This is a genomic window from Rhodococcus sp. ACS1 (assembly GCF_002300155.1).
Taxonomy (GTDB): domain Bacteria; phylum Actinomycetota; class Actinomycetes; order Mycobacteriales; family Mycobacteriaceae; genus Rhodococcus_F; species Rhodococcus_F koreensis.
This window is the reverse complement of sequence record NZ_NSDZ01000010.1, coordinates 111,687-135,367: the sequence shown is the minus strand read 5'-3', so window position 1 is coordinate 135,367 and position 23,681 is coordinate 111,687. Positions and strand designations below refer to the sequence as shown.

The 23,681-nt window shown below is 61.4% G+C and carries 46 protein-coding genes; 45 read left to right on the top strand and 1 reads right to left on the bottom strand.

The window, feature by feature from the left end; translation table 11 throughout:
- Window position 1: 1 nt before the first annotated feature.
- The 15 genes from CJ179_RS38835 to thyX all read left to right on the top strand — a co-directional run bounded on the left by CJ179_RS38835 (window position 2) and on the right by thyX (window position 8,852).
- Window positions 2-928, top strand: coding sequence for a YqaJ viral recombinase family protein (locus tag CJ179_RS38835; RefSeq protein ID WP_179377843.1), 927 nt, complete (start codon window positions 2-4; stop codon window positions 926-928).
- The gene (locus tag CJ179_RS52340; RefSeq protein WP_095865060.1) at window positions 925-1,170 is read left to right on the top strand and encodes a helix-turn-helix domain-containing protein; all 246 of its coding nucleotides are present in this window, start codon (window positions 925-927) and stop codon (window positions 1,168-1,170) included. The genes CJ179_RS38835 and CJ179_RS52340 overlap by 4 nt, the downstream gene beginning before the upstream one ends.
- A 99-nt stretch (window positions 1,171-1,269) precedes the next feature.
- A complete protein-coding gene (locus CJ179_RS38825; protein WP_095865059.1) occupies window positions 1,270-2,145 on the top strand; it encodes a recombinase RecT in 876 nt (291 codons plus the stop codon).
- Complete coding sequence (locus CJ179_RS51800) at window positions 2,123-2,422, top strand: hypothetical protein (protein WP_179377842.1); 300 nt, start codon at window positions 2,123-2,125, stop codon at window positions 2,420-2,422. The genes CJ179_RS38825 and CJ179_RS51800 overlap by 23 nt, the downstream gene beginning before the upstream one ends.
- Window positions 2,419-2,610, top strand: a complete 192-nt coding sequence (locus tag CJ179_RS38820; protein WP_179377841.1) for an excisionase family DNA-binding protein — start codon at window positions 2,419-2,421, stop codon at window positions 2,608-2,610. The genes CJ179_RS51800 and CJ179_RS38820 overlap by 4 nt, the downstream gene beginning before the upstream one ends.
- Window positions 2,610-3,035 carry a hypothetical protein gene (locus CJ179_RS38815; RefSeq protein ID WP_095865057.1) on the top strand — a complete coding sequence of 142 codons (426 nt, stop codon included), beginning with the start codon at window positions 2,610-2,612 and terminating at the stop codon, window positions 3,033-3,035. Before CJ179_RS38820 ends, CJ179_RS38815 begins: the two co-directional genes overlap by 1 nt.
- A 152-nt stretch (window positions 3,036-3,187) precedes the next feature.
- Window positions 3,188-3,430, top strand: a complete 243-nt coding sequence (locus CJ179_RS51010) for a hypothetical protein (protein WP_143549023.1) — start codon at window positions 3,188-3,190, stop codon at window positions 3,428-3,430.
- Window positions 3,430-4,335, top strand: coding sequence for a hypothetical protein (locus CJ179_RS51005; RefSeq protein ID WP_143549022.1), 906 nt, complete (start codon window positions 3,430-3,432; stop codon window positions 4,333-4,335). Before CJ179_RS51010 ends, CJ179_RS51005 begins: the two co-directional genes overlap by 1 nt.
- Window positions 4,332-4,811: a hypothetical protein gene (locus tag CJ179_RS38810; protein ID WP_095865056.1), complete on the top strand. Its 480-nt coding sequence runs from the start codon at window positions 4,332-4,334 to the stop codon at window positions 4,809-4,811. The genes CJ179_RS51005 and CJ179_RS38810 overlap by 4 nt, the downstream gene beginning before the upstream one ends.
- A 3-nt stretch (window positions 4,812-4,814) precedes the next feature.
- The gene (locus CJ179_RS38805; RefSeq protein ID WP_095865055.1) at window positions 4,815-6,110 is read left to right on the top strand and encodes a DnaB-like helicase C-terminal domain-containing protein; all 1,296 of its coding nucleotides are present in this window, start codon (window positions 4,815-4,817) and stop codon (window positions 6,108-6,110) included.
- A gap of 314 nt (window positions 6,111-6,424) precedes the next feature.
- Complete coding sequence (locus CJ179_RS38795; RefSeq protein ID WP_095865054.1) at window positions 6,425-6,685, top strand: hypothetical protein; 261 nt, start codon at window positions 6,425-6,427, stop codon at window positions 6,683-6,685.
- Window positions 6,675-6,833, top strand: a complete 159-nt coding sequence (locus tag CJ179_RS51795) for a hypothetical protein (protein WP_179377840.1) — start codon at window positions 6,675-6,677, stop codon at window positions 6,831-6,833. Before CJ179_RS38795 ends, CJ179_RS51795 begins: the two co-directional genes overlap by 11 nt.
- Before the next feature lie 160 nt (window positions 6,834-6,993).
- Window positions 6,994-7,200, top strand: a complete 207-nt coding sequence (locus CJ179_RS51000) for a hypothetical protein (protein WP_143549021.1) — start codon at window positions 6,994-6,996, stop codon at window positions 7,198-7,200.
- A gap of 30 nt (window positions 7,201-7,230) precedes the next feature.
- Window positions 7,231-8,070, top strand: coding sequence for a VWA domain-containing protein (locus CJ179_RS38790; protein ID WP_095865053.1), 840 nt, complete (start codon window positions 7,231-7,233; stop codon window positions 8,068-8,070).
- Window positions 8,067-8,852 (top strand): FAD-dependent thymidylate synthase, encoded by a 786-nt coding sequence (gene thyX / locus CJ179_RS38785; RefSeq protein ID WP_257016014.1) that lies wholly within the window; start codon window positions 8,067-8,069, stop codon window positions 8,850-8,852. The genes CJ179_RS38790 and thyX overlap by 4 nt, the downstream gene beginning before the upstream one ends.
- A 240-nt stretch (window positions 8,853-9,092) precedes the next feature.
- On the opposite strand, the gene CJ179_RS51790 is transcribed toward thyX, so the two are convergent.
- Window positions 9,093-9,500 carry a hypothetical protein gene (locus tag CJ179_RS51790; RefSeq protein WP_257016013.1) on the bottom strand — a complete coding sequence of 136 codons (408 nt, stop codon included), beginning with the start codon at window positions 9,498-9,500 and terminating at the stop codon, window positions 9,093-9,095.
- Window positions 9,501-9,989: 489 nt separating this feature from the next.
- Here CJ179_RS51790 and CJ179_RS38775 point away from each other — a divergent pair, with 489 nt between their 5' ends.
- The 30 genes from CJ179_RS38775 to CJ179_RS38645 all read left to right on the top strand — a co-directional run bounded on the left by CJ179_RS38775 (window position 9,990) and on the right by CJ179_RS38645 (window position 23,672).
- On the top strand, window positions 9,990-10,475 hold the full coding sequence (locus tag CJ179_RS38775; RefSeq protein WP_095865052.1) for a single-stranded DNA-binding protein: 486 nt from the start codon (window positions 9,990-9,992) through the stop codon (window positions 10,473-10,475).
- Window positions 10,476-10,742: 267 nt separating this feature from the next.
- Window positions 10,743-11,285: a hypothetical protein gene (locus tag CJ179_RS38770; RefSeq protein ID WP_095865051.1), complete on the top strand. Its 543-nt coding sequence runs from the start codon at window positions 10,743-10,745 to the stop codon at window positions 11,283-11,285.
- A complete protein-coding gene (locus CJ179_RS38765) occupies window positions 11,285-12,064 on the top strand; it encodes a PE-PPE domain-containing protein (protein WP_095865050.1) in 780 nt (259 codons plus the stop codon). The genes CJ179_RS38770 and CJ179_RS38765 overlap by 1 nt, the downstream gene beginning before the upstream one ends.
- A 92-nt stretch (window positions 12,065-12,156) precedes the next feature.
- Window positions 12,157-12,423: a WhiB family transcriptional regulator gene (locus CJ179_RS54245; RefSeq protein ID WP_095865049.1), complete on the top strand. Its 267-nt coding sequence runs from the start codon at window positions 12,157-12,159 to the stop codon at window positions 12,421-12,423.
- Window positions 12,420-12,797 (top strand): hypothetical protein, encoded by a 378-nt coding sequence (locus CJ179_RS38755; protein WP_095865048.1) that lies wholly within the window; start codon window positions 12,420-12,422, stop codon window positions 12,795-12,797. Before CJ179_RS54245 ends, CJ179_RS38755 begins: the two co-directional genes overlap by 4 nt.
- Window positions 12,794-13,006: a hypothetical protein gene (locus CJ179_RS38750; protein WP_095865047.1), complete on the top strand. Its 213-nt coding sequence runs from the start codon at window positions 12,794-12,796 to the stop codon at window positions 13,004-13,006. The genes CJ179_RS38755 and CJ179_RS38750 overlap by 4 nt, the downstream gene beginning before the upstream one ends.
- Entirely contained in the window at window positions 13,003-13,374 is a 372-nt protein-coding gene (locus CJ179_RS38745) for a hypothetical protein (RefSeq protein ID WP_095865046.1), read from the top strand. Before CJ179_RS38750 ends, CJ179_RS38745 begins: the two co-directional genes overlap by 4 nt.
- A 3-nt stretch (window positions 13,375-13,377) precedes the next feature.
- Window positions 13,378-13,689, top strand: a complete 312-nt coding sequence (locus CJ179_RS38740) for a hypothetical protein (RefSeq protein WP_095865045.1) — start codon at window positions 13,378-13,380, stop codon at window positions 13,687-13,689.
- The gene (locus CJ179_RS38735) at window positions 13,682-13,873 is read left to right on the top strand and encodes a hypothetical protein (protein ID WP_095865044.1); all 192 of its coding nucleotides are present in this window, start codon (window positions 13,682-13,684) and stop codon (window positions 13,871-13,873) included. Before CJ179_RS38740 ends, CJ179_RS38735 begins: the two co-directional genes overlap by 8 nt.
- Window positions 13,870-14,397 (top strand): hypothetical protein, encoded by a 528-nt coding sequence (locus tag CJ179_RS38730; protein WP_095865043.1) that lies wholly within the window; start codon window positions 13,870-13,872, stop codon window positions 14,395-14,397. The genes CJ179_RS38735 and CJ179_RS38730 overlap by 4 nt, the downstream gene beginning before the upstream one ends.
- A 132-nt stretch (window positions 14,398-14,529) precedes the next feature.
- Complete coding sequence (locus CJ179_RS38725; protein ID WP_095865042.1) at window positions 14,530-14,805, top strand: hypothetical protein; 276 nt, start codon at window positions 14,530-14,532, stop codon at window positions 14,803-14,805.
- A complete protein-coding gene (locus CJ179_RS38720) occupies window positions 14,805-15,203 on the top strand; it encodes a hypothetical protein (protein ID WP_143549018.1) in 399 nt (132 codons plus the stop codon). Before CJ179_RS38725 ends, CJ179_RS38720 begins: the two co-directional genes overlap by 1 nt.
- A 32-nt stretch (window positions 15,204-15,235) precedes the next feature.
- On the top strand, window positions 15,236-15,385 hold the full coding sequence (locus tag CJ179_RS51785; RefSeq protein ID WP_179377839.1) for a hypothetical protein: 150 nt from the start codon (window positions 15,236-15,238) through the stop codon (window positions 15,383-15,385).
- Window positions 15,382-16,128 (top strand): DNA polymerase beta superfamily protein, encoded by a 747-nt coding sequence (locus CJ179_RS38715; RefSeq protein ID WP_179377838.1) that lies wholly within the window; start codon window positions 15,382-15,384, stop codon window positions 16,126-16,128. The genes CJ179_RS51785 and CJ179_RS38715 overlap by 4 nt, the downstream gene beginning before the upstream one ends.
- The gene (locus CJ179_RS51780; RefSeq protein WP_179377837.1) at window positions 16,122-16,283 is read left to right on the top strand and encodes a hypothetical protein; all 162 of its coding nucleotides are present in this window, start codon (window positions 16,122-16,124) and stop codon (window positions 16,281-16,283) included. The genes CJ179_RS38715 and CJ179_RS51780 overlap by 7 nt, the downstream gene beginning before the upstream one ends.
- Window positions 16,284-16,291: 8 nt before the next feature.
- Entirely contained in the window at window positions 16,292-16,765 is a 474-nt protein-coding gene (locus CJ179_RS38710; protein ID WP_095865039.1) for a hypothetical protein, read from the top strand.
- Window positions 16,762-17,181, top strand: a complete 420-nt coding sequence (locus CJ179_RS38705) for a hypothetical protein (RefSeq protein WP_095865038.1) — start codon at window positions 16,762-16,764, stop codon at window positions 17,179-17,181. The genes CJ179_RS38710 and CJ179_RS38705 overlap by 4 nt, the downstream gene beginning before the upstream one ends.
- 65 nt (window positions 17,182-17,246) lie before the next feature.
- Complete coding sequence (locus tag CJ179_RS38700; RefSeq protein WP_095865037.1) at window positions 17,247-18,506, top strand: RNA ligase family protein; 1,260 nt, start codon at window positions 17,247-17,249, stop codon at window positions 18,504-18,506.
- Window positions 18,503-19,078 carry an NUMOD4 motif-containing HNH endonuclease gene (locus tag CJ179_RS38695; protein ID WP_095865036.1) on the top strand — a complete coding sequence of 192 codons (576 nt, stop codon included), beginning with the start codon at window positions 18,503-18,505 and terminating at the stop codon, window positions 19,076-19,078. The genes CJ179_RS38700 and CJ179_RS38695 overlap by 4 nt, the downstream gene beginning before the upstream one ends.
- Window positions 19,075-19,254, top strand: coding sequence for a hypothetical protein (locus tag CJ179_RS38690; protein ID WP_095865035.1), 180 nt, complete (start codon window positions 19,075-19,077; stop codon window positions 19,252-19,254). Before CJ179_RS38695 ends, CJ179_RS38690 begins: the two co-directional genes overlap by 4 nt.
- Window positions 19,251-19,634, top strand: a complete 384-nt coding sequence (locus tag CJ179_RS38685) for a hypothetical protein (RefSeq protein ID WP_095865034.1) — start codon at window positions 19,251-19,253, stop codon at window positions 19,632-19,634. Before CJ179_RS38690 ends, CJ179_RS38685 begins: the two co-directional genes overlap by 4 nt.
- 25 nt (window positions 19,635-19,659) lie before the next feature.
- A complete protein-coding gene (locus tag CJ179_RS38680; protein WP_095865033.1) occupies window positions 19,660-19,884 on the top strand; it encodes a hypothetical protein in 225 nt (74 codons plus the stop codon).
- The gene (locus CJ179_RS51775) at window positions 19,881-20,069 is read left to right on the top strand and encodes a hypothetical protein (protein ID WP_095865032.1); all 189 of its coding nucleotides are present in this window, start codon (window positions 19,881-19,883) and stop codon (window positions 20,067-20,069) included. Before CJ179_RS38680 ends, CJ179_RS51775 begins: the two co-directional genes overlap by 4 nt.
- A gap of 37 nt (window positions 20,070-20,106) precedes the next feature.
- Complete coding sequence (locus tag CJ179_RS38670) at window positions 20,107-21,024, top strand: AAA family ATPase (protein WP_179377836.1); 918 nt, start codon at window positions 20,107-20,109, stop codon at window positions 21,022-21,024.
- Window positions 21,024-21,260 (top strand): hypothetical protein, encoded by a 237-nt coding sequence (locus CJ179_RS38665; protein WP_095865030.1) that lies wholly within the window; start codon window positions 21,024-21,026, stop codon window positions 21,258-21,260. The genes CJ179_RS38670 and CJ179_RS38665 overlap by 1 nt, the downstream gene beginning before the upstream one ends.
- 130 nt (window positions 21,261-21,390) lie before the next feature.
- The gene (locus tag CJ179_RS38660; RefSeq protein WP_095865029.1) at window positions 21,391-21,705 is read left to right on the top strand and encodes a glutaredoxin domain-containing protein; all 315 of its coding nucleotides are present in this window, start codon (window positions 21,391-21,393) and stop codon (window positions 21,703-21,705) included.
- Complete coding sequence (locus tag CJ179_RS38655) at window positions 21,702-22,283, top strand: TerD family protein (RefSeq protein WP_095865028.1); 582 nt, start codon at window positions 21,702-21,704, stop codon at window positions 22,281-22,283. Before CJ179_RS38660 ends, CJ179_RS38655 begins: the two co-directional genes overlap by 4 nt.
- 162 nt (window positions 22,284-22,445) lie before the next feature.
- Complete coding sequence (locus CJ179_RS50990; RefSeq protein ID WP_143549017.1) at window positions 22,446-22,706, top strand: hypothetical protein; 261 nt, start codon at window positions 22,446-22,448, stop codon at window positions 22,704-22,706.
- Window positions 22,707-22,831: 125 nt separating this feature from the next.
- A complete protein-coding gene (locus CJ179_RS38650) occupies window positions 22,832-23,482 on the top strand; it encodes a metallophosphoesterase (RefSeq protein ID WP_257016012.1) in 651 nt (216 codons plus the stop codon).
- Complete coding sequence (locus CJ179_RS38645) at window positions 23,472-23,672, top strand: hypothetical protein (protein WP_095865026.1); 201 nt, start codon at window positions 23,472-23,474, stop codon at window positions 23,670-23,672. Before CJ179_RS38650 ends, CJ179_RS38645 begins: the two co-directional genes overlap by 11 nt.
- Window positions 23,673-23,681 lie beyond the last annotated feature (9 nt).

The window sequence follows — 23,681 nt, the reverse complement described above, 5'->3', positions numbered from 1 at the left end:
CGTGGAACCGCTGGTCAATAACAGTGCCGTCCTCGTCGGAACCTTTACGTCCGGTTCCGACGAGTGGCACGCCGCTCGCGCCAAAGGAATTGGCGGCAGCGAAATCTCGGCCATTGTTGGCCTGAATGAATACGAATCGCGATTCTCCTGCTATTACCGCAAGCTCGAAAAGCTGCGCCCCGTAGCGGAATCCGACCCGATGAAGTGGGGAACACTTCTCGAGCCGATCATCTTCGCGGAGTTCATGGAGTCGTACGTAGTCCCGCGTGGTCTGCACATGACCACTGGAGATACGTTCCACCACAAAGACCGCCCCTGGCAGATCGCCAACCCGGACGGCCTGATCTGGAACAACGGCGAACTGATCGACCTTCTGGAGATCAAGACCGCAGGCCGCGACGACAAGTGGGGGCCGCGAGGCACCGACCTGATCCCGATCGCGTACCGATGCCAGATGGCTTGGTACATGGACGTGATGGGCATCGAGAGCGGCCTGCTGCGAGTTCTCATCGGCGGCAACGACGCCCGCACGTATCGGATCACTCCGACGCGTGAGGACATCGAATACCTCCGCTCCGAGGGCGAACAGTTCATGCACGACCTCGAGAACCACGTCGAGCCCAACCTGGACGATCACACCGCGACGTACAACGCGATCAAGGAAATGCACCCCCTGATCGACGGCTCGGTGGTTCAGATCTCGTCCGAGCTCGCCGACCGCTGGTGGGCCGTGCAGGACGCGTACGAAGAGGTATCCGACGCTCGCCAGGGCGTGCTCAACGAGCTGGCAATGACGATGGGCCTGGCCCGTGTCGCGATGTGTGGTGACGAGAAGGTTGCCTTCCGCCAGAAGCCGCGCACCGAAGGGAAGGAGCCGTTCGTCAAGTCGGCTCCGCGTCCGAAGTTCTCCACTGCCATTGCGGCATGAGTGACCTGAGGACCCTGCCTGAATGGAACGCCGCACCACTGAAAGGCCTTCCACCGGAGGCGTTCGTCCACAACGGCGTGGAGTACATCACGGTGAAAGAGGCTGCAATTCGGTGCGGCGTTTCCAAGGTCGCGATTTACAGCTGGATTAAAGCGGGCCACATCAAGCAATTCAAACCACCATTCGCGCGCGGACAGATGCTTATGGCATCCAAGGTGCGCGAGTGGAATGACGTTAGGTAATTCCCTTGTTCACTGAAATCCTCGAACACATCGCGGTTCTGGACCTCGTGGTCGCGAACTCGATGGTGTTCACCGCACCGCTCCAGATCGGACTCTGACATGACCCAGAGCATCGCTGGAGCCGTCCAGCAGCAGCAGCGTCACGACCCCGTGGCCGTCCTGCTGCGCCGCAAGGAGGACTTCTTCACCGTCCTCCCGTCGCACGTGAAGCCCGAAGCCTGGCTTCGCATGGCCGAAGGCGCGCTGAAGAAGTCGCCGCAGATCCTCAACGCCGCGTCGAACGATGTCGGCCAGGCCATGCGGGTCCTGCTCACGTGCGCCTCGCTCGGCCACATCCCCGGCTCGGATCGCTTCTATCTGGTCCCGACCAAGGGCAAGCTCGACGGCTGGGAGTCGTACCGTGGCGTCCTGACCCGCATCCTCAACACCGGCAAGTACCAGAAGGTCGTCGCCGAGGCTGTCTATGAGGGCGAGCACTTCAAGTTCAATCCGAACACCGACGAGTTCCCGGACCACGAGATCGATTACATGACTCGTGCCGTCAACGCGAAGCCGATCATGTCGTACGCGTACTGCGTCCACCTGAACGGCACGAACACGAAGGTCGCCATCGCCGACCCGGCTGCCATCGCGCGGTCCAAGGCCGCGTCCATGGGCGCCAGCGGAGCGAACTCGCCGTGGTCGAAGTACGAAGAGGACATGGTGATCAAGGTCGGGGTGAAGAAGCTCGAGGCCTTCACGTCGCAGTCCACCGAGGATCTTCGCCTCAGCGTCACCGCGACGGCGACGCGCCTGGACGTGCCGCTGGCTCTCGACGCCGCGCCGGCCGAATCTGGCCCGCTCGCCATTGAGGCCGCAGACACGCACCGCGTGGACGCCCCTGAGGCTGCCGAACTCACGCCCGAAGGTGATCCTGTGGTCGTGGCCGAACTGCTCCCCCTGGAGTCCACCAGTGACCCCGGAACGGGCCAGTAGCCCCGACCGTCCCGACGAGGAACGCGATCGTGGGAAGTCAGTCTTCCAGACGGTCGCGTTCCTCTACGCGCAGAACCACATGACGCTGGATGAGGCGAACGAGTTCCTGGATTCCATGGAGCTTCCGCCTCATCTGCGTCTGTGGGGGTCGAGTCTGACCTTCACGAAATCGGGACGCGTCAACGTACATCAGCAGCAATGGGTCGACGGTGGCTGGGTAAATGCCGACCGCGCCCACGAGATCCGCCAACGCAACATTCGAACAGGAACACCATGAGCGACCCCATCACTTACAGCTACAAGACCGCCGCCGAGAAGACCTCACTGTCCGAGGCCTTCATCAAGAAGCAGACGGCATCCGGCGCACTCGGCTACACCAAGGTGGGCACGCGCGTGCTCATCCATCACGACGAGCTGATGCGCTGGCTGGGCTCGTTCACGAACGTCCCCGCTCTCCCGCAGTAATGCCGACCGTCAGACAGGCCCAGCTGTGGGCGCTCGAGGACTTCTTCGAGGACTACGCCGACCTCATGGAGATGGGCGAGACGAAGCAGGACGCTCTACGACGGCTGAATGTCAGCCAGGAGAGCGCCGAGAAGCGGTTCAAGAAGGCCGGGAGGTACATCCCGGAGCGGAAGAACTGGGCGACGTACGTGGCGATCTGGGAGCTTCTGCACCGTGGGAAGCCCTGGACGATCAACGACATCCCCCTGGCCTTCGGAACAGGCGAGGACATCGCCACCTGCCTGATGGCCTGCGAGACCGCGAAGTACATCAAGTCGACCGGGAAAGTGAGCGACATCCGTGCTCTTGATCGAAAAGTCAGCACCTACGGCCGTGGATCGGTCGACATGCCAAGCCTCGGATCTGTTTTTCGCCTGCGCGGCTGACGCTACGACCGCCGTGAAGTGGAAGCGTTGGGGATGGCAGGAGCTGTGCGACGAGCATTTCCACGAGTTCACGAAGGACAAGCCCGCGGACTTCAAGGAAATGAGGAAGCTGTGAGGACCGACCGTATTTATTTGTACCTCGAAGTTATTGCGTGGGCGTACATCATTTTCGGCATTATTTTCATCGCGACCTGGTGATGCTGGAATGGGTTGACGTGCCGGGAATGGGCGTTCAACTCAATGGCCTATTCCGACAGTCTTGGGACCTGCTGAATGAGATCCCAGAAATTGAAGATCCCGATGAATTATCGGATGTGTGGGACGAGATCATTGCGATCGAGAAACGCATTCAGAATCTTCGAATGACTCAATCAATGGCTCAAAGGAATGGTTAGTGAGAATCCGCTCGATTAAGCCCGAGTTTTATACATCGCACGATATTGCGTCCATTAAAGACTGGTCGCACCGCCTTGTTTTCATCGGAATCTGGTCCTATGTGGACGACAATGGCGTGGGCCGGGACGACGTAAACCTCATCACCTCGGAGCTGTTTCCGCTCGAGGAGGACCCCGTAGCAGCGCGCCGGCACGTAGCAGAAGCGCTCGATACCCTGGCGGACCTCGGACTTTTGCTACGTTATCGATACGAAGATCGATATTTTCTGGCTGTATCGGGCTGGTATCGGCATCAGAAAATTGATAGGCCGAAAAAGGGACGCTATCCGCTCCCTACCAGCGACGATGTAGAGATTGATACTCGATACGCGCAATACCTTGCAAAATGGGCGTCTGGAACAGGGGATCAGGGATCAGGGGAACAGGGGAACAGGGTAAATAGCGAGCGCGCCGCCGAGGTCGATGCTCTGTTCAAAACCTTCTGGACCGTGTACCCTCGAAAGGTCAACAAACCCAAGAGTCGAGAGGCATTCGAAAAGGCACTGGATCGAATTGAATTTGAGCCGCTGATGGAAGCGGTGACCAAATTCGCCAATGATCCCAATTTGCCGAGTGGTGACGAAAAGCAATTCGTGCCATATGCCTCGACTTGGTTGAATAGAGACGGCTGGGAAGAAGAATCACTTCCCCCTCGGAGAAATAGCAATTCTTCGATAAAGAAGACGGCGACCCAAAGGGCGCAGGAATATCTCCAGGGCCAGTCCATTAAGCCTGAGCATTTCAGCGGATATACCACCGACCCCGACTGGATTATTCCCCAGACGCCTCCCAGCGAATTCACAATTCGAAATGAATCCCTCGCGCTCCCCGCGATAGCGGCCACCCCGATTGTGAATTTCGCATGAGCAGAGCACACGAATGCGCCGCCAAGGTGCTCGCCCTCGCTGCCGTCCTTGACGGACGAATCCCCGAGTACGACCCCGCCCGCGTCGAAGCATGGGCTGACTGCTTCCAGGGCAAGGAGCTGTGGCCCCGCGAGGCGATGCAGGCCGTCCGCGACCACTACTCCAAGCCCAACGCGTTCCAGATCCAGCCCGGCGACGTGATCCACGCCGTCAAGGCCATGCCCGTCACGTCCTCGCCGGAACGCTTCGCGGACTTCCTCGCTCGCTGGTCCATGTACCCGTACTCCACCGTGATCCAGGACATGACCGGCATCTCGTGGCACCCGACGTACCCGTGCCCCGAAGGCATCCAGGGCGACGCCGCCGCTGAGCGCGAGTTCCACATCCGCGAGTTCAAGCAGTTCCTCGGTGAGAACTACAACCTGCTGATCCACAACGCAATCAACCCGACGAACCGCAAGCAGATTGGGCAGTAACCGTTGACCACGATCGAAGTCGACAACTCTCTCCTCCAGGACGATCAGGCCGAGACCCTTCTCGCCAGCGCCCTGCTCTCGTCGGCCATGCGATACGAGCTGCCCGCCCTACTCGAGCGCGTCTCTCCTGACGACTTCTACGACCCCACGTTCGCCGCCCTGTGGGCCGGTGCGCGCAAGCTCAGCGATGAGGGGAAGCGGATCAGCCGCCGCACCCTCATCGCCGCCTGCGAGAGCGTCCCGCGCCGCCAGCACGTCATCGACAGCCTGGCGGGCATGTACGTGAACGAGGCCGAGGTGCCGGAAGCGGCGACCTCCCTCATCGAGAAGTCGAAGTGGCGGAAGCTCATCGGTGGGCTCACCACCGGCATCGAGCACGCCCTCATGGCCGAGAGCTACGACGATGCCCTCCAGATGGCCACAGACAAGCTCCGAGTGGTCTCCGAGAGTGCTGGGATGCCCCTCGGTCCCAAACGGCTCTCAGAGCTGGCTGACGAGTGGCTGGAATGGCTCCAGGCGGAACCGGAGGACTCCCGCGTCTTCGAGACCCCGTGGCCCACGCTGAACGAAGTCCTCGCAGGTGGACTGCACTCCGGACGTGTGTACGTCTGGGGCGGTCGACCCGGAGCCGGCAAAAGTCTCGCGGCCATCAACGTCGCGGCCTACGTCGCCGAAATGGGCCACACCAGCCTGACCTTCAGCCTTGAGATGGGAGACCGCGAGGTCGTCTCCCGTGTCGTCGCGGCCGGTGCCGAAGCCGAGTACGGCCAGATCACCAAGCGCGAGGTCGACCCCTACAACATGGGCAAGATCGGGCTGTACCTGGACCACCGCGTCCAGGACGCCGAGATGTACATCCACGACGGCATGAACATGAAGATCGAGAAGATGTACAGCATCGCCAAGCAGATGAAGGCTTCGGCGGTCGGACTCGACGTGGTGATCATCGACCACATCGGTCTGGCGAAGGCCACCGACCCGCGCGTCACCCGCGAACAGCAGGTCGCGCACATCTCCCGCATGGGCAAGCTCATGGCGAAAGAGCTGGACGTGGTGGTCATCTTCGCGGCCCAGCTGAACCGCGGACCGGCCAACGAGGGCGTCCCGCCGAAGATCTCTGACCTGCGTGAATCGGGTGCGATCGAACAGGACGCCGACGTGGTGATCCTGCTCCACCACGAGATTGTCGAAGGCCTCAGGACCGGCGACATCACGCTCATCATCGGCAAGAACCGCACCGGAAAGAACGACGTACAGGTGCTCTTGCCGTATCGCCCGCACTATGCCAAACTCGGCTGAGCCAAAAGCTGTAAGATTTATGACGCATGCTACTGTTGCGGCATGAACGGCTTGGAAGGAACAACGCGTGTCGAGTGATCTACCTCCTGGCACCTACATACACGTGCCCTGCGGGAACATCTGGACTGGTGGCAACACCAGCCACTGCACCGCATGCCACGAGAACTTCGTAGGGATCACAGCTTTCGACGCGCACCGGACAGGCGGCTGGGGCAACCGCAAGTGCCTTGACCCAGCCGACGCCGGGATGTTCGACGCCGGTCGCAAATATCTCTGCTGGACGCTCACTGACCCAGAACAGAAAGAGGATGTCGATGATTCTGAATAAGGAAGCCCGCGAAGCCCTCGAGTCCGCCCTGGAAGCCGCCGACGAGGCCGCTGACGAGGTTGTGAAGATCGAAACGTGCCGAGCGCTCGCCAATCTGGTCGCCGATGAGCTGAACAAGGACCAGCCGGATGTCACCGACGCCCTCCTTCTGACCAACACCCTCTTCGACCAGCTGAAGTTCCTGGACTTCGATTGGGACCGGCTGCTCGAAGGGGTCACCGAAGGAGACCAACTCGATGGAAGCTGAGATCCTGAAGCGCGCACTAGATGCGCTGTCCGACATCCACTATCGGGCGTTGGACATCACGGACGAAGCCGACAAGATCAGCCCCGATGTCGAGCACATCGACTCACTCGCGATCGACATCGTTGCCCTGGCCAAGCCGTTCATCTGATGATCATGCTCTGGCCGAACATCATTGCCCAGCTGTGGTTCTTCCGGAAGCGCCTCGCGTGCTCCATCGGAAGGCACACCTGGTATCTCGTTCTACGTCCTGACGGCACGATCCCGCCGCTCAGGACCCGAGTCTGTGGAATCTGCCCGAAGGAGGACTAGTGGCCTACCGAAAGCGCCGTACCAAGCGAATCAGCCGTTGTAACAAGGCGTACTTCGAGGATGAGATTGGCGCGCGCCTGACGCTGGCCATGATCCACCGGAAGGACGGCTCCCGGCGCGAAAAGCTCGAAACTCGTGCGTACAACTGCCCCAACTGTGGTGGCTACCACCTGACTTCCGAACCTGAACGCACTCACGCGGCCTAGTCGGAACCTCGAAAGGGAAAAGTAGAAATAATGGGTATCTTCAAGGCATTCCGCAGCAAGACCACGCAGGCGCTCGCCAACGAGGTCGCTGCGAACCAGGGCAACGGCGGCAATATCCGCGTCAGCGCGCCCACGCATAGCACTAACGCCCCGGCCCGCAGCGTCACCCTGCGCAAGGAGTCGGCACCGGCCACCCAGCGCAGCGTCGTCCTTGAGAAGGGCGGCGTCGACCTCGCGAAGAAGTTTGACAAGGCTGGCATTTCGCTGTCCAAGCGCAACCTGGACGGCATCCGCGCCGAGGCAGTCCTGATCGCCGACTACTCGGGGTCCATGCACCGCGACTACGCCAACGGCACCGTGCAGAAGATCGTGGAACGCGCGCTGGGCTTCTCGCTCCAGATCGACATCGACGGCAAGATCCCCGTGATCCGCTTCGGCAGTGACGTATTCGAGCCGGTAGAGGTCACCATGGCCAACTACCAGAACGTCACCGCCACCCAGCTCACCAAGGGCATGATGGGGTCGACCAACCTCGCCGCAGCGCTGAGGGTCCTGCTCGATGAGGCGGCGGTCACCGAGTCGCCGATCTTCGCGGTCATCGTCACGGACGGTGCCCCCGACAGCGAGGCTGCCGTCGAGACCTTGGTCCGCCAGCTGTCGCACTACCCGGTCTTCCTGAAGTTCGTCTCCATCCAGCCGGTCAGCTTCCTGAAGAAGCTCGACAAGCTGCCCGGTCGACTGGTCGACAACGTGAACTCGCAGCACATCTCCGACGTGCAGGGCATGACGGACAGCGACTTCGCTGAAGCGATGACGGCCGAGTGGGACAAGTGGATCGCCGCCGCAACCCTGGCAGGCGTGCTCCGTTGAGAGTTGCGCGACTGAACGTCCAGCTGGTCGGCGTGACGAAGTTCGTCGCGCCGGTCGGCTTCGGGCCGTCTGGAAACCTTCAGCCGATCATGGAGCGCGACCCCGAGCTGGAGCACGACGATGGCCAGCACCTGATGGAGTTCGCCGGTCGTGCCTGCTACCAGAGCTTCGGCAAGACCAACCCGAAGACCGCCACGAACGAGGGTTACCTTCGGAACATTCTGGTGCAGAAGCACGAGAGTGTGCTCGAGCACATGAGTGTGAGCTTCTATATCGAAGGCGTGTCCCGGTCCCTCACGCACGAACTTGTTCGGCACAGGCACTTCTCGTACTCGCAGCTCTCCCAGCGGTACGTCGACAGTGCCGACGTGGCCTTCGTGATCCCCCCGGCCTACGAGGGTGACCAAGAGGCCATTATCGACCTGGGGCTTCTCGCCGGAACCGCGATCGGCGCATACAACCGACGCGTCCAGCGCGGAATGGCTCAGGGTAAGACGCGCAAACAGGCACGTGAAGCTGCGCGTGCCGTCCTGCCGAACGAGACCGAAACGAAGCTGGTTGTCACCGGCAACCTGCGGGCCTGGAAGGAATTCCTCGTCAAGCGGGACAACCCGGCAGCCGACCGGGAGATCCAGCGCCTCGCGCGGGAGATCCGCGACCAGCTGGAGCTTGCCGCGTGCAACGTCTTCAGCGAACCGGCCCGTGAAGCATGGGACGACTCGGCCAAGCAAGAAGCACCACAACCACAGAAGATGAGTAATGGAGAAGTCCTCGCAGGCTGATCCACAACCAGAGCGTCCCGAGCGTGCCGACCTAACCCGTTGGCGTGCTCGGGACGAACTGCGTCGTGGGAGCCGATCAAGTAAGCACCGCGACCGAAGCAAGTACCAACGCAAGAGCAAGTACCCGACCCAGCCAGAGACTCCACCGCCGTGACGCACGAAAAAGCCCCACACTCCGAAGAGTATGGGGCTTCTTCCGTTCCGACCGAGACTACCCCGCCAAGAGCGCTCGGGCGGAGGCTAGGAGCCGAAGATGGACGGCGCGGGGGCCGGTGCCGGTGCGGGAGCGGCCGGCGCGGGTGCCGGACGTGCCTGCGGCTTCGCGGCCGGTGCCGGGGTCCAGGTGCCGCAGCGCTCGGAGGTGAAGTACGCGTCGCTGGGCTTGATGGTCACGACGACCTTCGGCGATTCGGTGAAGCCGTTGGCCAGGATCTCATCGAAATCCCCGGTTGCGCCCGACAGGCGCTCCCAGTAGCAGCCGTACTCGTCGGCCTGGCCGGAACCGACGTACGTGCCGGGTGCGATGTCGACGCCAACCGTGTAGGTGCCTTCGCCGAAGCTGGTTGCTGGCGCTGCCGACGCGACGCCCGCGCCGAGGGCGATGGACGTGAGGATGATTGCGCCGGAAGCGATGATGCTCTTGATCAAGGTTCTGCCTCTCTGTTGCGGACTGTTTGCCGCTCAAGATGAATTATGCATGTTCTATGCATCACACGCAACTCCAGTCACATGAGAACTCCATAAGCTGTATGACTTGCACAGCATGCAGCATTAGAGGTAAAGTATCCGCTGTCGGGTTGATTTCTTCCGGAAGGTTCCGGCAATGGCCGATGCAAATTCGTACTCCCAGCAAGAGTGTGGAGCGACTACCGCTCAGGAAGACACATTCGATTGGGTATGCACTCGTGACGCAGGTCATGAGCCAGGACCCCACGAAATGGAAATCGACGGCGAGATTGGTGGAAGACGATGGCGTTCACACTGCCCCTCGAATGCAACAACTGTGGTCGCGATGTCCACGCTCTAATCGCCGGTTTCTGTGTCGACTGCTCTAGCGCAGTTGATGATTCCGAAGACCGCGCGCACGAACTCGCGACAGATCGCTCATTGTCACTGCTCTGAAAGTAGCTACATCACATGCTCTCTACCCTCACCGGCACCTACCGCGCCGCGACCGACGTGGAACTGTCCTTCATTGGACAGGGCACCGCGAAGGCCACTGTGCGCCTTGTGAATTCGAAGTCCAAGAAGCAGGACGACGGAACATACAAGGACATCGCGACCCACTGGACCACGGCCATCGCCTGGCGCGACGACGCCGAGAAGCTGGCTGAACAGCTCTCCAAGGGTGACGAGATCCACGTCACCGCTCACCCTGAGACCGAGAGCTGGGAGGACAAGACCACCGGCGAGAAGAAGTCGAAGGAAGTCCTGACCCTCGCCCACTTCAAGGTCTTCAAGCGCCAGCAGCAGAACGGCGGACAGTCGTTCCAGCAGGCCTCGCAGCAGTCGCGCGGCGGCTTCGGTGGACCCACCCAGCAGGGTGGAGGCGACCCGTGGGCCTCGGCTCCCACGCAGGGCAGCTTCGGCGGCGGCTACGGCGGCGACGAGCCCCCGTTCTGATCCGTAAGAGCGGATCGGGCGTGCCGGTCAGGTCTTAGGGCCTGCACGCCCCTTGAACCAACTGAATACGGGGGCGCTGGTCCAGATTGCGGCCAGCGCTCCCGGCCCCTGAACCAATTCGCTTGGGCTGTCAACACGATTCCCGCATATACCGCCTCCTACGGTGCCTGGATAGTGAAGCACGCCCATGACTCGCCCCACTTCCCAGGGGCTGAGAGGCGTTAGCTGCGCCCAAGCGAACAGACTTCCCACTACCTCGAAGGAATCATGAGCACTCCAGCGAATCCCTCCAATGAAGGTCACCCCGAAGAAAGCCGCGTCATCATCGCGGATTTCGAGGACTACAAGGACCTGAAGTTCATTGGTCCCGACTGGGATGGCGACTTCGTGGCCACTCGCTTTGAGGGTGGACCCGACAAGACCTGGTTCACCCGGACTTCGTTGAAGAACATCCGCGAGACGGCTGTTATCCCAGTCCCCAAGGCTGAGCGCATCGGCGATCCGGAGCATGAGCGGTACAACTTCACGCTTCCGGGCGGGTCGGGTCCGTACACGTCGCGGCATGTCCCCTGGGGCCACATCGACGCCATGATCCACGAGGCCGGTCTCGCACAGGCGGTTCGGAACCTGATTATCGAAGAAGAGAAGGCACCCCAGCCATCACCACTCGAGTTGGATCTCCGCAAGATCCTGAATCACGCATTCGTTATCTCCGACGCCGTTTCGGCCAAGAGGCGACTCCTGGAAGCCCTGGATTCCGGGCAGCTGAAGTTCGAAGAGCCGCCCGTATCAGACGAGGTTCCGTTCTGATGATCGACGTACTGACCATCCCCGGCACGGGCGAGCCGGGATCACCCAATGGCCGTCCGGTCGGGATGATCAAGAACGTCACGGACCTGCTGCCGAGCAACCTGTTCGACTGTTACCAACTCGACTACCCGCGCAGCTACGGCCCAGTCGGCCCCAACCTGAATCCGCTCGGCATCGACTTCGAGAAGTCGGTCGCGCAAGGCGTGAACAACGCCATTCAGTGGATTCGTGACAGCCCGAACCCTGTTGGCCTGATCGGCTACAGCCAAGGCTCCACCGTCGTCACGCGCATCCTCGAGATGATCGCACGCGGCGAGCTACCGGACATCGAGATCGCCTTCGCCGCACTCATCGCGAGCCCCAACCGTCGTCCCTACGACAGCCTCGGCGGCGTTGCGGACGGCTACGGCATCATGGGTGAGCATGAGTCATGGCCGGTCACCTTCCCGATCTGGGAGCTGGCCAACACCCGCGACCCGATCACCTCACTCGACGCCGGATCTCCACTCCGCGACTTCTACCTCATCACGAAGTCGTTCAGCCTCAGCAATCCGGTGACATGGGGAATCGACCTCCTCGGCTTCGTCCTGGAACAGAAGCGACGGAGCTTCCTCGGTACTTTCAACCTTGGCAAGTGGTCCAAGGCCTGGGAGGACGCCCTGGATTACGCGTTGCGCGGCGAGCACACGATGTATGCCGACGTAGACCGCTACTTCCCCGGCACCACCCACAGCTACACCACCGAGCTGGCACTCACCATCATCGAAGAGTTCGAATAGAAGAATGGCGGTCGCTGCAAGTCGGCGACCGCCATTGCTCTACCCACATCTGAATAAAGGCAACAACTTTGGACAGCTACGCACGAGACTGGATGCTCCGCGCGAAGTGCCGAGGTGATGACTACGACCGGTATGAGTCCGACAACCGAGGACAAGGCCAGGCAGCAGACATCTCCCGCGCATGCGACGGATGCCCTGTCATTGTGAACTGCGCCCGTTACGCACTCGCGAACGAAAACCATGTCGGCATGGTCTGGGCTGGCGTCCCAGTTCCCGAAATGCCGAACACCAAGTACTACCGCGACGCCGTTCGTCGGCTCGAACTCATTGCGCGACTTCCCACGTCGGATGAGCTATGACGAACCGCATGAAGGCCAAGGGGGACCGCTACGAGCGGGACCTGCTGGTCATATCCCGCGTCAACGGATTCCCGGACGCCGCCCGCACGAAGGCCGGATACGAGCGAGACGCTGGCGATCTCCATCTTGATCCCCGCGCCGGCTTGGGCACCGGAGTCATCGTCCAGGCGAAAGACGTGAAGACGCCGAACTGGACAGACTGGCTCGAAGGCCTCGCGGAACAGCGCGACGAAGCCAAGGCCGAAGTCGCCGCAATCACCTGGAAGCGCTCGCGACCAGGCAAATCACCTCACCATCTCGCCGTAATGCCATACGAAGAATGGCTGACACTGCTCCGACGAGCAGGATACGGCCTACCCCTGGAGGAACAATGAGCAGCCTGCTCTACCTCTTCATCGCCATCACCTGGGCCGTCTACACCGGCCACAAGAGCATCAAGAACGCTCGCAAGGCCAAGGGCGGGAACCTGTCCGACCGCGAAGTGCGTACCCGCGCCACGCTGGCACTCGGACTCGGATTCCTGTGGCCGATCATGATCCCGTGGTCGCTCATCATCTACTTCGCACTGAAGGGCAAGAAGTGATCTCCGCTTTCATCCTGGTCGCGTACATCCTCGTCGCGATCTGCCTCGGCTACAGCTCGCACGTCCAGATCTCCGCGCAGGGCGTCTACAAGGTCAAGGCCGCTCGGCGCGTTGCGATCGTCATGCTTCCGATCATCGCGGCGCTGTGGCCGCTCGCGCTGGTCATCGGAACGTGGGCCGTGTTCACGTCCCGCCGTCGCAACAAGGCCAAGGTCCGCACCACGAAGCACGAAGCGCCGACCGACCCGAACAAGTTCATCTACCGCTGCTTCACCTGCGGCGAGATCCTGGTCGAAGTCGACAACATGATCAACGACTCTGATCTGGAACTGCTTCGCGCGGCGCACATCTGCGACACGAAGGGCTAGTCAATGGCGGACGAGACTACCCCCGAAGAGCTGACTGACGAAGAGATCTTTAACCAGAAGTTCGGGGCGCTCGAGACCGCCGTCCGCGAGTACGTCACGTACATGTCGGACGGCGGTTACGCCACGGACTGGGTTCTCTTCTCGGCTCGGACTTCGGTCGAAAACCCGGACAGCACCGGCTACACCCACGCCATGAACCGCGGTGTGCCGTACCACACGATGCTCGGACTTCTAGAGCACGCACCGGATGTCATCCTCCCGAGCTTCCACTCGGTTTACGAGGAGGAATACTACGAAGAGGGAGACGATGAGTAAGCGTCAGCTGACAATCTCAAAGCTCCAGCCAGGCCTGCCGGTCAACGTCGGCAAGGGCTGGATGGTCTGGCAGGTTGATGCCTGGAACCTCGCGACCGGCGTCGTCCGGATCACCCGCGAGGACCCGTACGGCGTCCCGATCTCCCAGAACCAGCCGATCGCGGCCCTGCGAGCCGCACGGTGACCGAACGCGAAGTCGTCAAGCGTATCGAGTTCGTGCCGCCGCAGAAGAAGTCGGAACCGGGACTCGAGGACGTATTCGAGCTGCTGGGTGAGCCGTACGTCGACAACCCTGACCGCGAGTTCTTCTACGAGGGCCTGAAGGTGCTCCGCTGCGAAGGTGAGGGCAACTTCCCGCCCGTGGAGGTCCCGATCATCGGCTGGCAGCGCATCGCGGACAGCCTGCATGAGATGGGCTACCGGCGCATCCCCGAGCTGGTGACCAAGCAGTGGCGACCAACCCCCGGCTTCTCACCCGGTGATCCCGGCGACCGTGGCAAGTTCTACCGACGCCTGCCGGACGGAACATGGCCAAAAGAGATGGAGTCCAACGAGATTGACCTCGGCGACATTGAGGTCAAGCAGCAGGGCGCGGGCTTCATCGCACTCCACGAGCCGACCGGCGTATCCGCTGAGGGCGGCACGAAGCTCCAGGCGCAGTCAGCCCTGCTCATCCGGCTCGAAGAGTTCCAACAACTGAATACGTGATCTATATGGCGTAAGAAGCATGTTTCGTGCTATCTTCTTCATGTGCCAACAACAACCCGCCTCCCGTAACTTACGAGGGGCGGGTTTGCGTTGTGCGCAGAGAGACAGATCTTTGTAGCGCCAAGGAACAGAATGACCATCTCCACTGAGACTCGCGTCTCTCGAAAGACGCGTCTCCGCAAGACCGCTCGGGTTATCCCGTTCGATGACTTGCTGCTCGGCGACACCGTGCAGTTCCGGTCTGGCCTGTCCGACGCCATTCGTGAGTACACCGTCTACGCCATCGACTTCGAAGACGGCGTGTACGCGCTGCACCTAATGCGGGACGGCCAGCCGACGATGCGCTACATCAGCGCAGATCAGGTCTACAAGGGCATCTCCGTAGTGTTTGGACCCAGCGAATGGTGATGACCAAGCCTCAGAAGTACGTGCTTCAGCTCATCGCGAAGAACCCTGAAACGTCCTTCCTCACTTGGAAGTCCACCCACTACGACCGCAGCGGCGCGCTGATCTTCGGCCGCACCGCAGCACGGCTCGCGCAGTGGGGGTACGTCAAGATCACCGAGCTTCGTGCAGGCATGGAGCAGGTCGAGCTGACCGAGATGGGCTGGGCCTTGATCGACCCGAACATCCCGAACTGCGAATACAAGCCGCAATACGAGACATCCCACCAGGCATGGGACGAGGTTCGCCGGTCAGAGAACGACCCGAACCGTCCCGACTGGACCGATGTCTACCTCTGCAAGATCCACAACGCCTGGCATCCCAGCGTCGTGGCAACCTACAAGGAAGAAGTAACAGCGTAATGCCACTGGTTACCCGAAAAGAATCGGCCGAAGTGACTGGGCACCCTGGCACCCCAATTCAGCTCTACCACCTGCGCAAGCTGGTCGAAGACACGCAGAGTTGGGATCAGCACATCCGAGTAGATGCCCGGATCGACATGGAGGACAGGCTGACCGCCATCGCCCTCTCGCGGACGGTGTGAGCGCCCTAGTCGTTCGGGAGACGAACCTCCCAGAAGTTCGCGTTGACTTCGCGGACAACACACTCCTTGCAGGCATCGTCGGATCGACTGCATACGGACTCGCAACACCAGAATCCGATATCGACCGGCTTGCAATCCACGCGACCGAAACGAACCGGCTCTTCACGATCCAGTCGACACCCCCGGAGACGTTGACCGGGCACGACCCTGACTGGGCCTCGCACGACCTCCGCAAGGCGTGCTCGCTGATGTTCGGCGGCAACCCGACCGTCCTCGAGATCCTGTGGCTCGACGCCTACGAGGTCAAGAACCACTTCGGCGAAGAGCTGATCGGCATCCGGGACACGTTCCTGAGCCGCAGCCGCGTACGTGACGCGTACCTCGGGTACGCCACGCAGCAGCTGAAGCGCCTCGAAGAACGCGGTCGCTTCCAGGGCAGCCTGGACACGCGCCGGCCGAAGCACGCCAGGCACCTGCTTAGGCTGCTTGAGCAGGGCGTTCACCTGTACGAGACGGGCGAACTGCGGCTCCGTGTGGAGAACCCTCAGCTCCTCCGCGAGGCCGCCGAAGCCATCGCCGCCAACGACGAGAAGGGTGTCGCGCTCGCGCACGACCTCCTGAAGCAGGCCGAAGAGATCATGGACAACACGATCTCGCCGCTGCCCGTCGCATTCAACACCGCACCGGCCGAAGACCTCATCCAGCGGGTCCGACGCCACTACTGGAAAGACCTCGCATGGTAGCCATCACCATCTTCATCACCTTCCTGTGCCTGTTCGCGTCCGGACTGACCCTCTATGGGGCTCGCCAGCGCGGCTACATGCGCAAGCGTGACCTGGCCGCAGTCATCTGGGACTTCGGAATCATCATCTTCGTGCTCATCGCCCTTTTCCTGTAAGGACTCTCATGACTGAAATCAGCACCGACACAATCGAACAGATGGCATCGTTCCTGGATGGTCGCGGACTCGACCAGCTCAGCGCCGGACTTCGAGAGACGGCCAAGGACATCGCGGCCGAAGAGGCTATCGCCGAGGATGATCGCGTTGTCCTGGTCCCCAAGCTGAAGCACACCTACGAGACCACACCCTCTCACCTGGACGCCGACTGGCACGCCATCATCAAGGCTGTCCGCCAGCATGACGCGGCGAAGGCTGTCCCTGCTGGGCCGGTCTCCACGGATCGGATCTGGGACTTCCCATCCGACATCCCCTTCTATGACCGCGATGCCGACCACCCGTACCTCTGGGTTGGCCCGGACAACGGCGGTCGCTCCGATCGGGTCCTGTACCGCCTCAGTGGCGACCTCGAGCACCGGATCTACGACCTGGACGCCGACGACTACGCGACCTACGGACCCTACAAGGAGATCCGTAAGTGAAGAAGAAGATCCTCGTCGGACTCGGTGTCGTCGCGATCATCGTCGTCCTGGTCCTGATCGTCTCGCTCATCGCGGGCTGTGGCAAGACCAAGACATCCCAGCCGGTCTACAACACCAACTGGGGATCGCACTACAGCAACGGCCGGTATGACCCCGGCTACGACTACGGACTCGGCTATCGGACCGACAACGGCCGACGCGTGTACATCGTCCCGAAGCAGGCACCGCCGACGACGATCATCCAGAACAACACGACCAACAACACAACGGTCGTCCGGCCGCAGACCACCACGCCTGCGCCCAAGACGACCGCCCCGCCGAAGGCGACGACAGCACCCAAGGTGGCTGCCCCGCCGAAGGCGAGTGCTCCGAAACCCGCTGCGCCTAAAGCATCCCCGCCGAAGACCAGCAAGTAATCACCAACCCCGTCCAGGTGAGGACAGAAAGGAACTGATGAACAGAATCAAGGAGTACACCTACTGTGGCAATCGAAGCGCCCGTAGACGAAAACTGGGCCGCAATCGTCACTAGCGTCAAGGCGATCAACCACCTGAAGGGCCGGGACTTCATCGAAGGCCTCCCGCTCTTCGGCAGCCAGGCGATCGTCTCGAAGGGCTGGTCTGTCGGCGACCTCGGCGTCTACATCCCCGCGCTCACGCAGGTATCGGACGAATTCGCCAAGGCGAACAACCTCTACCGCGAGAAGGAACTCAACGACGACCCGACCGAGACTGGGTATCTTGAGAAGAACCGGCGCGTCAGGGCACTGAAGCTCGGCGGGCACCAGAGCGACGCCATGTTCTTGCCGCTGAAGTCACTGGCGTTCACCGGCTTTGACATCACGCAGCTGAAGGAAGGCGACAAGTTCGATCACCTGAACGGTGTCGAGATCCTTCGCAAGTTCGAGGTCAAGGCACCGAAGGACCCGAACGCCGTCCGCGTCGCACAGGCAACGAAGAAGTTCAAGCGCGCCGACGCCAAGTTCCTTCCCGAAAACTTCAAGACTTTGAAGCTGAAGGAAAACAAGAACCTCATCGAAGATGATGACGAGATCGTGGTCAGCATCAAGCTCCACGGCACGTCCATCCGTATCGGCAACACGATCGTCAAGCGCCGGCCGACCTGGCTGGAGCGCCTGGCAGCCAAACTCGGTGTCGCCGTCCGGAAGTACGACTACGACAATGTGTACGGCTCGCGCCGCGTGATCAAGGACATCAACGACCCTGATCAGCAGCACTTCTACAAGGAAGACATCTGGACGCTCGAAGGCCGGAAGCTGGATGGTCTTCTCCCGCAGGGATTCGTCGTCTACGGCGAGCTGATCGGCTGGACGCCTTCCGGCGAAGAGATCCAGCCCTCCTACACCTACGACGTTCCGAAGGGTGAGGCTCGGCTCTACGTCTACCGCGTCGCGCAGGTCAACCCGCAGGGTGTCGTCACTGACCTCTCTTGGGATCAGATGGAGGAGTTCGCACGCAACCTCGGTCTGAAGACCGTCCCGGTGGTCTACAAGGGCCGTGCAGGCGACTTTGACGAGTCGGCCTACATGAACATCCGCTACGCCGACAAGGGTATCCCCGGCGCGCTCCCGCTCAGCGACCCCAAGCTGCCGGATGAGGGCGTGTGCATCCGCCGTGACGGCCTGGTTCCGATCGTTTTGAAGGCCAAGTCCCCGGCGTTCCTCAACCACGAGAGCGTCCTCCAGGACGAGGAAGTCGTGGATATCGAAGCAGCAGCATGATCGAGATCTGGAAGCCGGTCGTTGACTTTGAAGGTCTCTATGAGGTCTCAGTCAACGGCCGGGTCCGGTCGCTGGACCGGGAGGTCGTTCGGAGTGACGGCAAGACGCTGGCTATCCGAGGCCAGATGATCACGCCCTGGATCAACGAGGGTGGATACCTCAGGGTCAACCTGGCTGATGGCGGCAAGAGGGTGAAGCCGAAGCTCCACCGGCTCGTCCTCGCCGCATTCGTCGGGCCGTGCCCGGAGGGAATGGAAGGTTGCCACGACGATGGCAACCCACTGAACAACGTCCTCTCAAACCTGTTCTGGGGCACCCACAGTCGGAATATCCAGGACCAGGTTCGACATGGGACGCACAACCAGGCCTCGAAGGAGGCCTGCCCCCGTGGGCATGCCCTCCGCGAGCCGAACCTGGCCTCGGCTGATCTCCGTCGCGGGAAGCGCAGCTGCCGCGCCTGCGGCCGGGCGCGGGCCTATCTGCGCCGCTACCCCGGCCTGGACCTTCAGGCCGTCTCCGACCAGTACTACGCCGACATCATGTCAACCACGAAAGGCCTTGTTGCCGCATGAGTAAGTCCCGCGAGCTATTCGTACTCGCACAGAAGGTCGCTGGCGTTGACAACGCAACGCTGGGCGACATCCAGGTAGCGCATTTCATTGCCACGCAAGCAAACACGGCGGCGATCGTTGAGATCCACAACGGTGCCGACCTGTCCGACTGGAACCAGCCGAAGGAAACCGCATGAAGAAGAAACTGTTCGCCACCGTCCTCGCCGCCACTGCCGTGCTCGGCCTCACTAGCTGTGCGACCGACAGCGCCGCCGACGTGGTGTCCTACAACCTGTCCGAGGCGGCAAAGAACTTCGAGGTCGCTCGTCGGATTCAGTTCATCAACAACGAGACCGCCAAGTCTGAGCTGGAGATCGTGGGACGCTGCAACATCGAGGCGGAACCTGCACAACTCGAAGTCACCTGCCGGGACGCCTCGGGAGACAAGAAGCACTTCCTGGGCATCAACGGATCGCACTACGTCGTGGAACAGCTCGACCCGAAGAGCGTCAGCGCTGACCACTACCGGGTCACCTACGCCCCGTCCACCCTCATCCCCGACGTGAGCGTGCGCTGACCGTCATCGAATCGAAGGAAACCGAATGAAGAAGAAGGTCCTCGTTGCTGTCATGGCTGTTGCCGCTGCAATCAGTCTGGTTGGCTGCGGCTCGTCCGAAGCGTCCAGCACCCGCGTCGGCGACCAGGAGGCCAGGCCATTCAAGGTCGATCTCCTGGACGGCCGGTTCGTGGAGTGCATCTGGCTGGAGCGGAACTCGAACCGCAACCACGCCACTGGTGGCCCCGCCTGCTGGCCGGTAGCGAAGTGATCGCCTCCGAGCTGACCAAGAAGGATGTGAATCGCACTCTCGTCTTGGGCAAGAACTCGAAGAAGCGACGCGGCAACATCCTGGAGATTCAGAGCAACGCAAGCATGGTACGCGTGCATCTGAATTCCAATGGCAAGAAGTGGATCACGCTCTCACCGTCCGAGGAAATCGAACTCGAGTTCTGACTGGTGTAAGAAGCATGATTCATGTAATGTTACGCGTGTGAGTAACAAGCTGATTCTTACTCGCGGATGGCCCGGAAGTGGCAAGTCAACGTATGCGGAAGCGTATGTTGCCAACCACTCCGGGTCATTTCGCGTAAATAGGGACGATCTCCGCAAGAGCCTCTTCAACGGCGAAGGCGTCCTGAAGCGTGACGACGAGGAAGTTGTCACGGCAGTCCAACAGGCGCAAGCGATTGCGCTCCTGAAGGCCGGTCAGACCGTCGTCATTGACGACACGAACCTGCGCCTCGCGTTCGCTCGCGACTGGGCCGACATCGCCGCCGACCTAAACGTGGAGTTCGAGGTCGTGGACTTCCGGATCGACGTGGAGGAATGCATCCTTCGCGACGCCGAGCGCAAGGCCAACGGCGGTCGCGGCCTCGGCGAGGCTGTCATCCGCAAGATCGCCAAGCGGAACCCCACCAGGGGCTGGCAGCCGGTTACTCCGCGCCCCCGCAAGGCTCGGCCGGCTATCGAGCCGTACGTGCCCAACCTGCGGAAACCCCGTGCCTGGCTGTTCGATATCGACGGCACGCTGGCGCACATGGACGGCGGTCGTGGTCCATTCGATTGGGCAAAGGTCGGCCAGGATCGGCTGGACGAGCCCCTTTCTGATCTCGCCAACCTGATCATGGAAAACGATCGCGACTTCGTGATCCTCATGTCTGGGCGCGACTCCGTTTGCAGGAGCGAGACACGTCAATGGTTGAGCGACAACCACGTCCAGTACGACCACCTGTTCATGCGACCCGAAGGTGACGGTCGCAAGGACTCCATCGTCAAGGCTGAGCTATTCGACAAGCACATCCGCCACGACTACTACGTCCAGGCCGTGTTCGATGACCGCGATCAGGTCGTTGAAATGTGGCGTTCGATCGGACTTCCCTGCTACCAAGTCGCACCAGGAGCGTTCTAATGCCCAAGCCGAAAAGCACTGCGTGGGATGACCTGATCTACGCAATCGCCCTGCTGTCCAAGCATCGCACCAGCGAGGTCAGCCCGTTCCATTGCGAACATGACCAGCTCACCGTGCTGTCTGACCCGAGCAAGTACACGCCCGAGGAGCTGGCCCAGCTCGATGACTGGGGCTTCCACTTCAATGAGGATGCTGAGGACGAGGGCTTCTACTCGTTCCGGTTCGGCAGCGCCTGATGTGGCTGAAGCTGATCCCGGTTCGCTTCTGGTCGCGCCGCTGCAAGGGGTGCTCCGACACATCGCTTCACAACGCACACCTGACATGGTTGGGGCGTCTAGCCCTCTCCTGATCCACTGAGGAATCTCTTTGTCCAACAGCACCATCACTGTCTACTCCAAGCCCGCTTGCGTCCAGTGTGACGCAACCAAGAAGGCCCTCGTCAAGGCCGGTCTGGAGTTCAGGGTCATCGACATCACCGAAGATGCCGACGCCCGCACATTCGCCCAAGGCCTCGGGTACATGCAGGCACCCGTGGTCGTCGTCATGAGCGACCAGCGCATTGACCACTGGTCCGGTTACAAGCCGGATCGGATCAAGGCGCTGAAGGACGGCGGGCCATACGAGGCCCCCGAGTCCTGGACTGCAACGGAATCCACTGAAGAGAAGGAACCAGAAGAATGAGCATCACTCTCGCCAAGGGCGGCAACATCTCGCTCGACAAGCAGGCTCCCGACTTGACTGATGTCGCAGTCGGTCTCGGCTGGGATGAGCGGGTCACGTCCGGCATCGACTTCGATCTCGACGCCAGCGCCATCGCCATTGGTTCGAATGGCCGCGTCCGCTCGGACTACGACTTCGTGTTCTACAACAACCTGCGTTCGCCGGACGGCTCGATTGAGCACACTGGCGACGACACCACGGGCGGCAACTCTGTCGATGGCGACGACGAGGTTATCAACGTCAACCTCGCTGCCGTCCCGCCCGCGATCGAGAGCATCGTCTTCCCGGTGTCCATCCACGACGCCGACGCCCGTGGCCAGTCCTTCGGTCAGGTGTCGAACGCGTACATCCGCGTTGTGGATCGCACCACCGGCACCGAGCTGGTTCGTTACAGCCTGTCTGAGGATGCATCGAACGAGACCGCAATGGTCTTCGGTGAGCTGTACCGCTACAACGGCGAGTGGAAGTTCCGGGCTGTCGGCCAGGGCTACGCTTCCGGCCTCGCGGGCATCGCCCGCACCTACGGCATCAACGTTTAAGCCCGATGGTCGTATGCGAGACGTGCTGGGAGGAAGCTAGCCGCCGCGCCCTGACGAAGGGCTACAGCGTGGTCAAGCACTACCAGCACGTCCTGCTCGACTTCGATCACGGCAACGAACACCCCCCAATATCTGCCCCCTCCAAGTAGAAGGTTGCAACACATGTCTCTTCGTTCATTCTTCGGTGGCGGTCGCGGTCGCCCATCCGTTGGCGCTCGACCGGCAGCGCCCGCCCGTCCGGCCAAGCCCTCGTCGGGCGGCGGCAGCTCCTACAGCTCGTCCGCGTACGACTCCAGCCCGTCGTTCACCTCCTACGCCAGCGGCGGCATCGTTGACAGCGGCAGCTACGGCGGCGGCTACAGCGGTGGCGGCGACGGCGGCGGCAGCTGTGGCGGCGGCGGCTTCAGCGGCGGCTGCGACTAACCAGCCAACCTGGAGGGCCTGGCCTGTCTACTCCGCAGGCCAGTCCCTCTCTCTGGAACGGAATCCCATGATTCACATATTGATTGACTTCCTCGGCTCAGCATTGATCGCGCTGGTCATGGTCGGTGCCTTCGTGTGCTACACGAGAGAGGTCAAAGTTGTCCCCAAGACCTAAAGTCTGGTACATCGCAGACCTGCATTTCGGTGATGAGCGGAACATGGTCTACCGAGGCTACGACGAGATCGACCAGCACGATGAGGACATATTCAACGCCATCGTGGAACGCGTAGCCCCCGGCGACGAGCTGTGGGTCCTCGGCGACATCTCCCGAGGCAACTCCGCTGGCACCAAGCATGCGCTGAACATGCTGATGGAGCTGAAGTGGTTCTCCAAGATGCACATGAAGAGCCCCATCCAGCTCCACCTGATCCCTGGCAACCATGAGCGTTGCCACCCGAAGAACCACGACTCACACAAGCATCAGAAGCTGGCGCTGACCGTGTTCGATTCGGTGCAGCCGTTCGCCCGTCACAAGATCGACGGCCAGGACGTGATGCTCTCGCACTTCCCGTATACCCGCGACCGCCACGAGACGCGGTACAAGCAGTACCGGCTCTTCGATGAGGGCCTGCCGCTGATCCACGGCCATCTCCACACCGAAGACCGCCTGGTCGACCGGGAGATCCAGGTGTCGTGGGAGGCCTGGCATCGACCTGTCGAGCAGTCCGAGATCTCTTCCCTGATACAAGAAATGGACCTTCCCGATGTCGAGTGACAACATCCTGCGCACGCCCACGGAGTGGTCGTACCGCCTGGGCATCACCATCCTGGACCCGGACGGCTGGCGCGGGAAGGACGGCCGAAACTACCTCGACCCGATCGATGAGGACGAGTACTTCCGGCGAATGTCCGTGTCCACCACCTACAAGCAGGGTCCAGTCGATCCGCTTGCTCGCTTTCTCTGACGACAAGGA

Bases quoted from the DNA above. Each gene is read 5' to 3' on its own strand.
- CJ179_RS38750 (WP_095865047.1), top strand. From the start codon at position 12,794: ATGAGCAGCCTGCTCTACCTCTTCATCGCCATCACCTGGGCCGTCTAC.
- CJ179_RS50990 (WP_143549017.1), top strand. From the start codon at position 22,446: ATGTCTCTTCGTTCATTCTTCGGTGGCGGTCGCGGTCGCCCATCCGTT.
- CJ179_RS38790 (WP_095865053.1), top strand. From the start codon at position 7,231: ATGGGTATCTTCAAGGCATTCCGCAGCAAGACCACGCAGGCGCTCGCC.
- CJ179_RS54245 (WP_095865049.1), top strand. From the start codon at position 12,157: ATGCTCCGCGCGAAGTGCCGAGGTGATGACTACGACCGGTATGAGTCC.
- CJ179_RS38820 (WP_179377841.1), top strand. From the start codon at position 2,419: ATGAGCGACCCCATCACTTACAGCTACAAGACCGCCGCCGAGAAGACC.
- CJ179_RS38690 (WP_095865035.1), top strand. From the start codon at position 19,075: ATGAGTAAGTCCCGCGAGCTATTCGTACTCGCACAGAAGGTCGCTGGC.
- CJ179_RS38735 (WP_095865044.1), top strand. From the start codon at position 13,682: ATGAGTAAGCGTCAGCTGACAATCTCAAAGCTCCAGCCAGGCCTGCCG.
- CJ179_RS51780 (WP_179377837.1), top strand. From the start codon at position 16,122: ATGGTAGCCATCACCATCTTCATCACCTTCCTGTGCCTGTTCGCGTCC.
- CJ179_RS38765 (WP_095865050.1), top strand. From the start codon at position 11,285: ATGATCGACGTACTGACCATCCCCGGCACGGGCGAGCCGGGATCACCC.
- CJ179_RS38655 (WP_095865028.1), top strand. From the start codon at position 21,702: ATGAGCATCACTCTCGCCAAGGGCGGCAACATCTCGCTCGACAAGCAG.
- CJ179_RS38815 (WP_095865057.1), top strand. From the start codon at position 2,610: ATGCCGACCGTCAGACAGGCCCAGCTGTGGGCGCTCGAGGACTTCTTC.
- CJ179_RS38720 (WP_143549018.1), top strand. From the start codon at position 14,805: ATGACCAAGCCTCAGAAGTACGTGCTTCAGCTCATCGCGAAGAACCCT.
- CJ179_RS38770 (WP_095865051.1), top strand. From the start codon at position 10,743: ATGAGCACTCCAGCGAATCCCTCCAATGAAGGTCACCCCGAAGAAAGC.
- CJ179_RS38775 (WP_095865052.1), top strand. From the start codon at position 9,990: ATGCTCTCTACCCTCACCGGCACCTACCGCGCCGCGACCGACGTGGAA.
- CJ179_RS38810 (WP_095865056.1), top strand. From the start codon at position 4,332: ATGAGCAGAGCACACGAATGCGCCGCCAAGGTGCTCGCCCTCGCTGCC.
- CJ179_RS38795 (WP_095865054.1), top strand. From the start codon at position 6,425: ATGATTCTGAATAAGGAAGCCCGCGAAGCCCTCGAGTCCGCCCTGGAA.
- CJ179_RS38740 (WP_095865045.1), top strand. From the start codon at position 13,378: ATGGCGGACGAGACTACCCCCGAAGAGCTGACTGACGAAGAGATCTTT.
- CJ179_RS38710 (WP_095865039.1), top strand. From the start codon at position 16,292: ATGACTGAAATCAGCACCGACACAATCGAACAGATGGCATCGTTCCTG.
- CJ179_RS38695 (WP_095865036.1), top strand. From the start codon at position 18,503: ATGATCGAGATCTGGAAGCCGGTCGTTGACTTTGAAGGTCTCTATGAG.
- CJ179_RS38680 (WP_095865033.1), top strand. From the start codon at position 19,660: ATGAAGAAGAAGGTCCTCGTTGCTGTCATGGCTGTTGCCGCTGCAATC.
- CJ179_RS38665 (WP_095865030.1), top strand. From the start codon at position 21,024: ATGCCCAAGCCGAAAAGCACTGCGTGGGATGACCTGATCTACGCAATC.
- CJ179_RS38725 (WP_095865042.1), top strand. From the start codon at position 14,530: ATGACCATCTCCACTGAGACTCGCGTCTCTCGAAAGACGCGTCTCCGC.
- CJ179_RS38755 (WP_095865048.1), top strand. From the start codon at position 12,420: ATGACGAACCGCATGAAGGCCAAGGGGGACCGCTACGAGCGGGACCTG.
- CJ179_RS52340 (WP_095865060.1), top strand. From the start codon at position 925: ATGAGTGACCTGAGGACCCTGCCTGAATGGAACGCCGCACCACTGAAA.
- CJ179_RS38825 (WP_095865059.1), top strand. From the start codon at position 1,270: ATGACCCAGAGCATCGCTGGAGCCGTCCAGCAGCAGCAGCGTCACGAC.
- CJ179_RS38685 (WP_095865034.1), top strand. From the start codon at position 19,251: ATGAAGAAGAAACTGTTCGCCACCGTCCTCGCCGCCACTGCCGTGCTC.
- CJ179_RS51795 (WP_179377840.1), top strand. From the start codon at position 6,675: ATGGAAGCTGAGATCCTGAAGCGCGCACTAGATGCGCTGTCCGACATC.
- CJ179_RS38645 (WP_095865026.1), top strand. From the start codon at position 23,472: ATGTCGAGTGACAACATCCTGCGCACGCCCACGGAGTGGTCGTACCGC.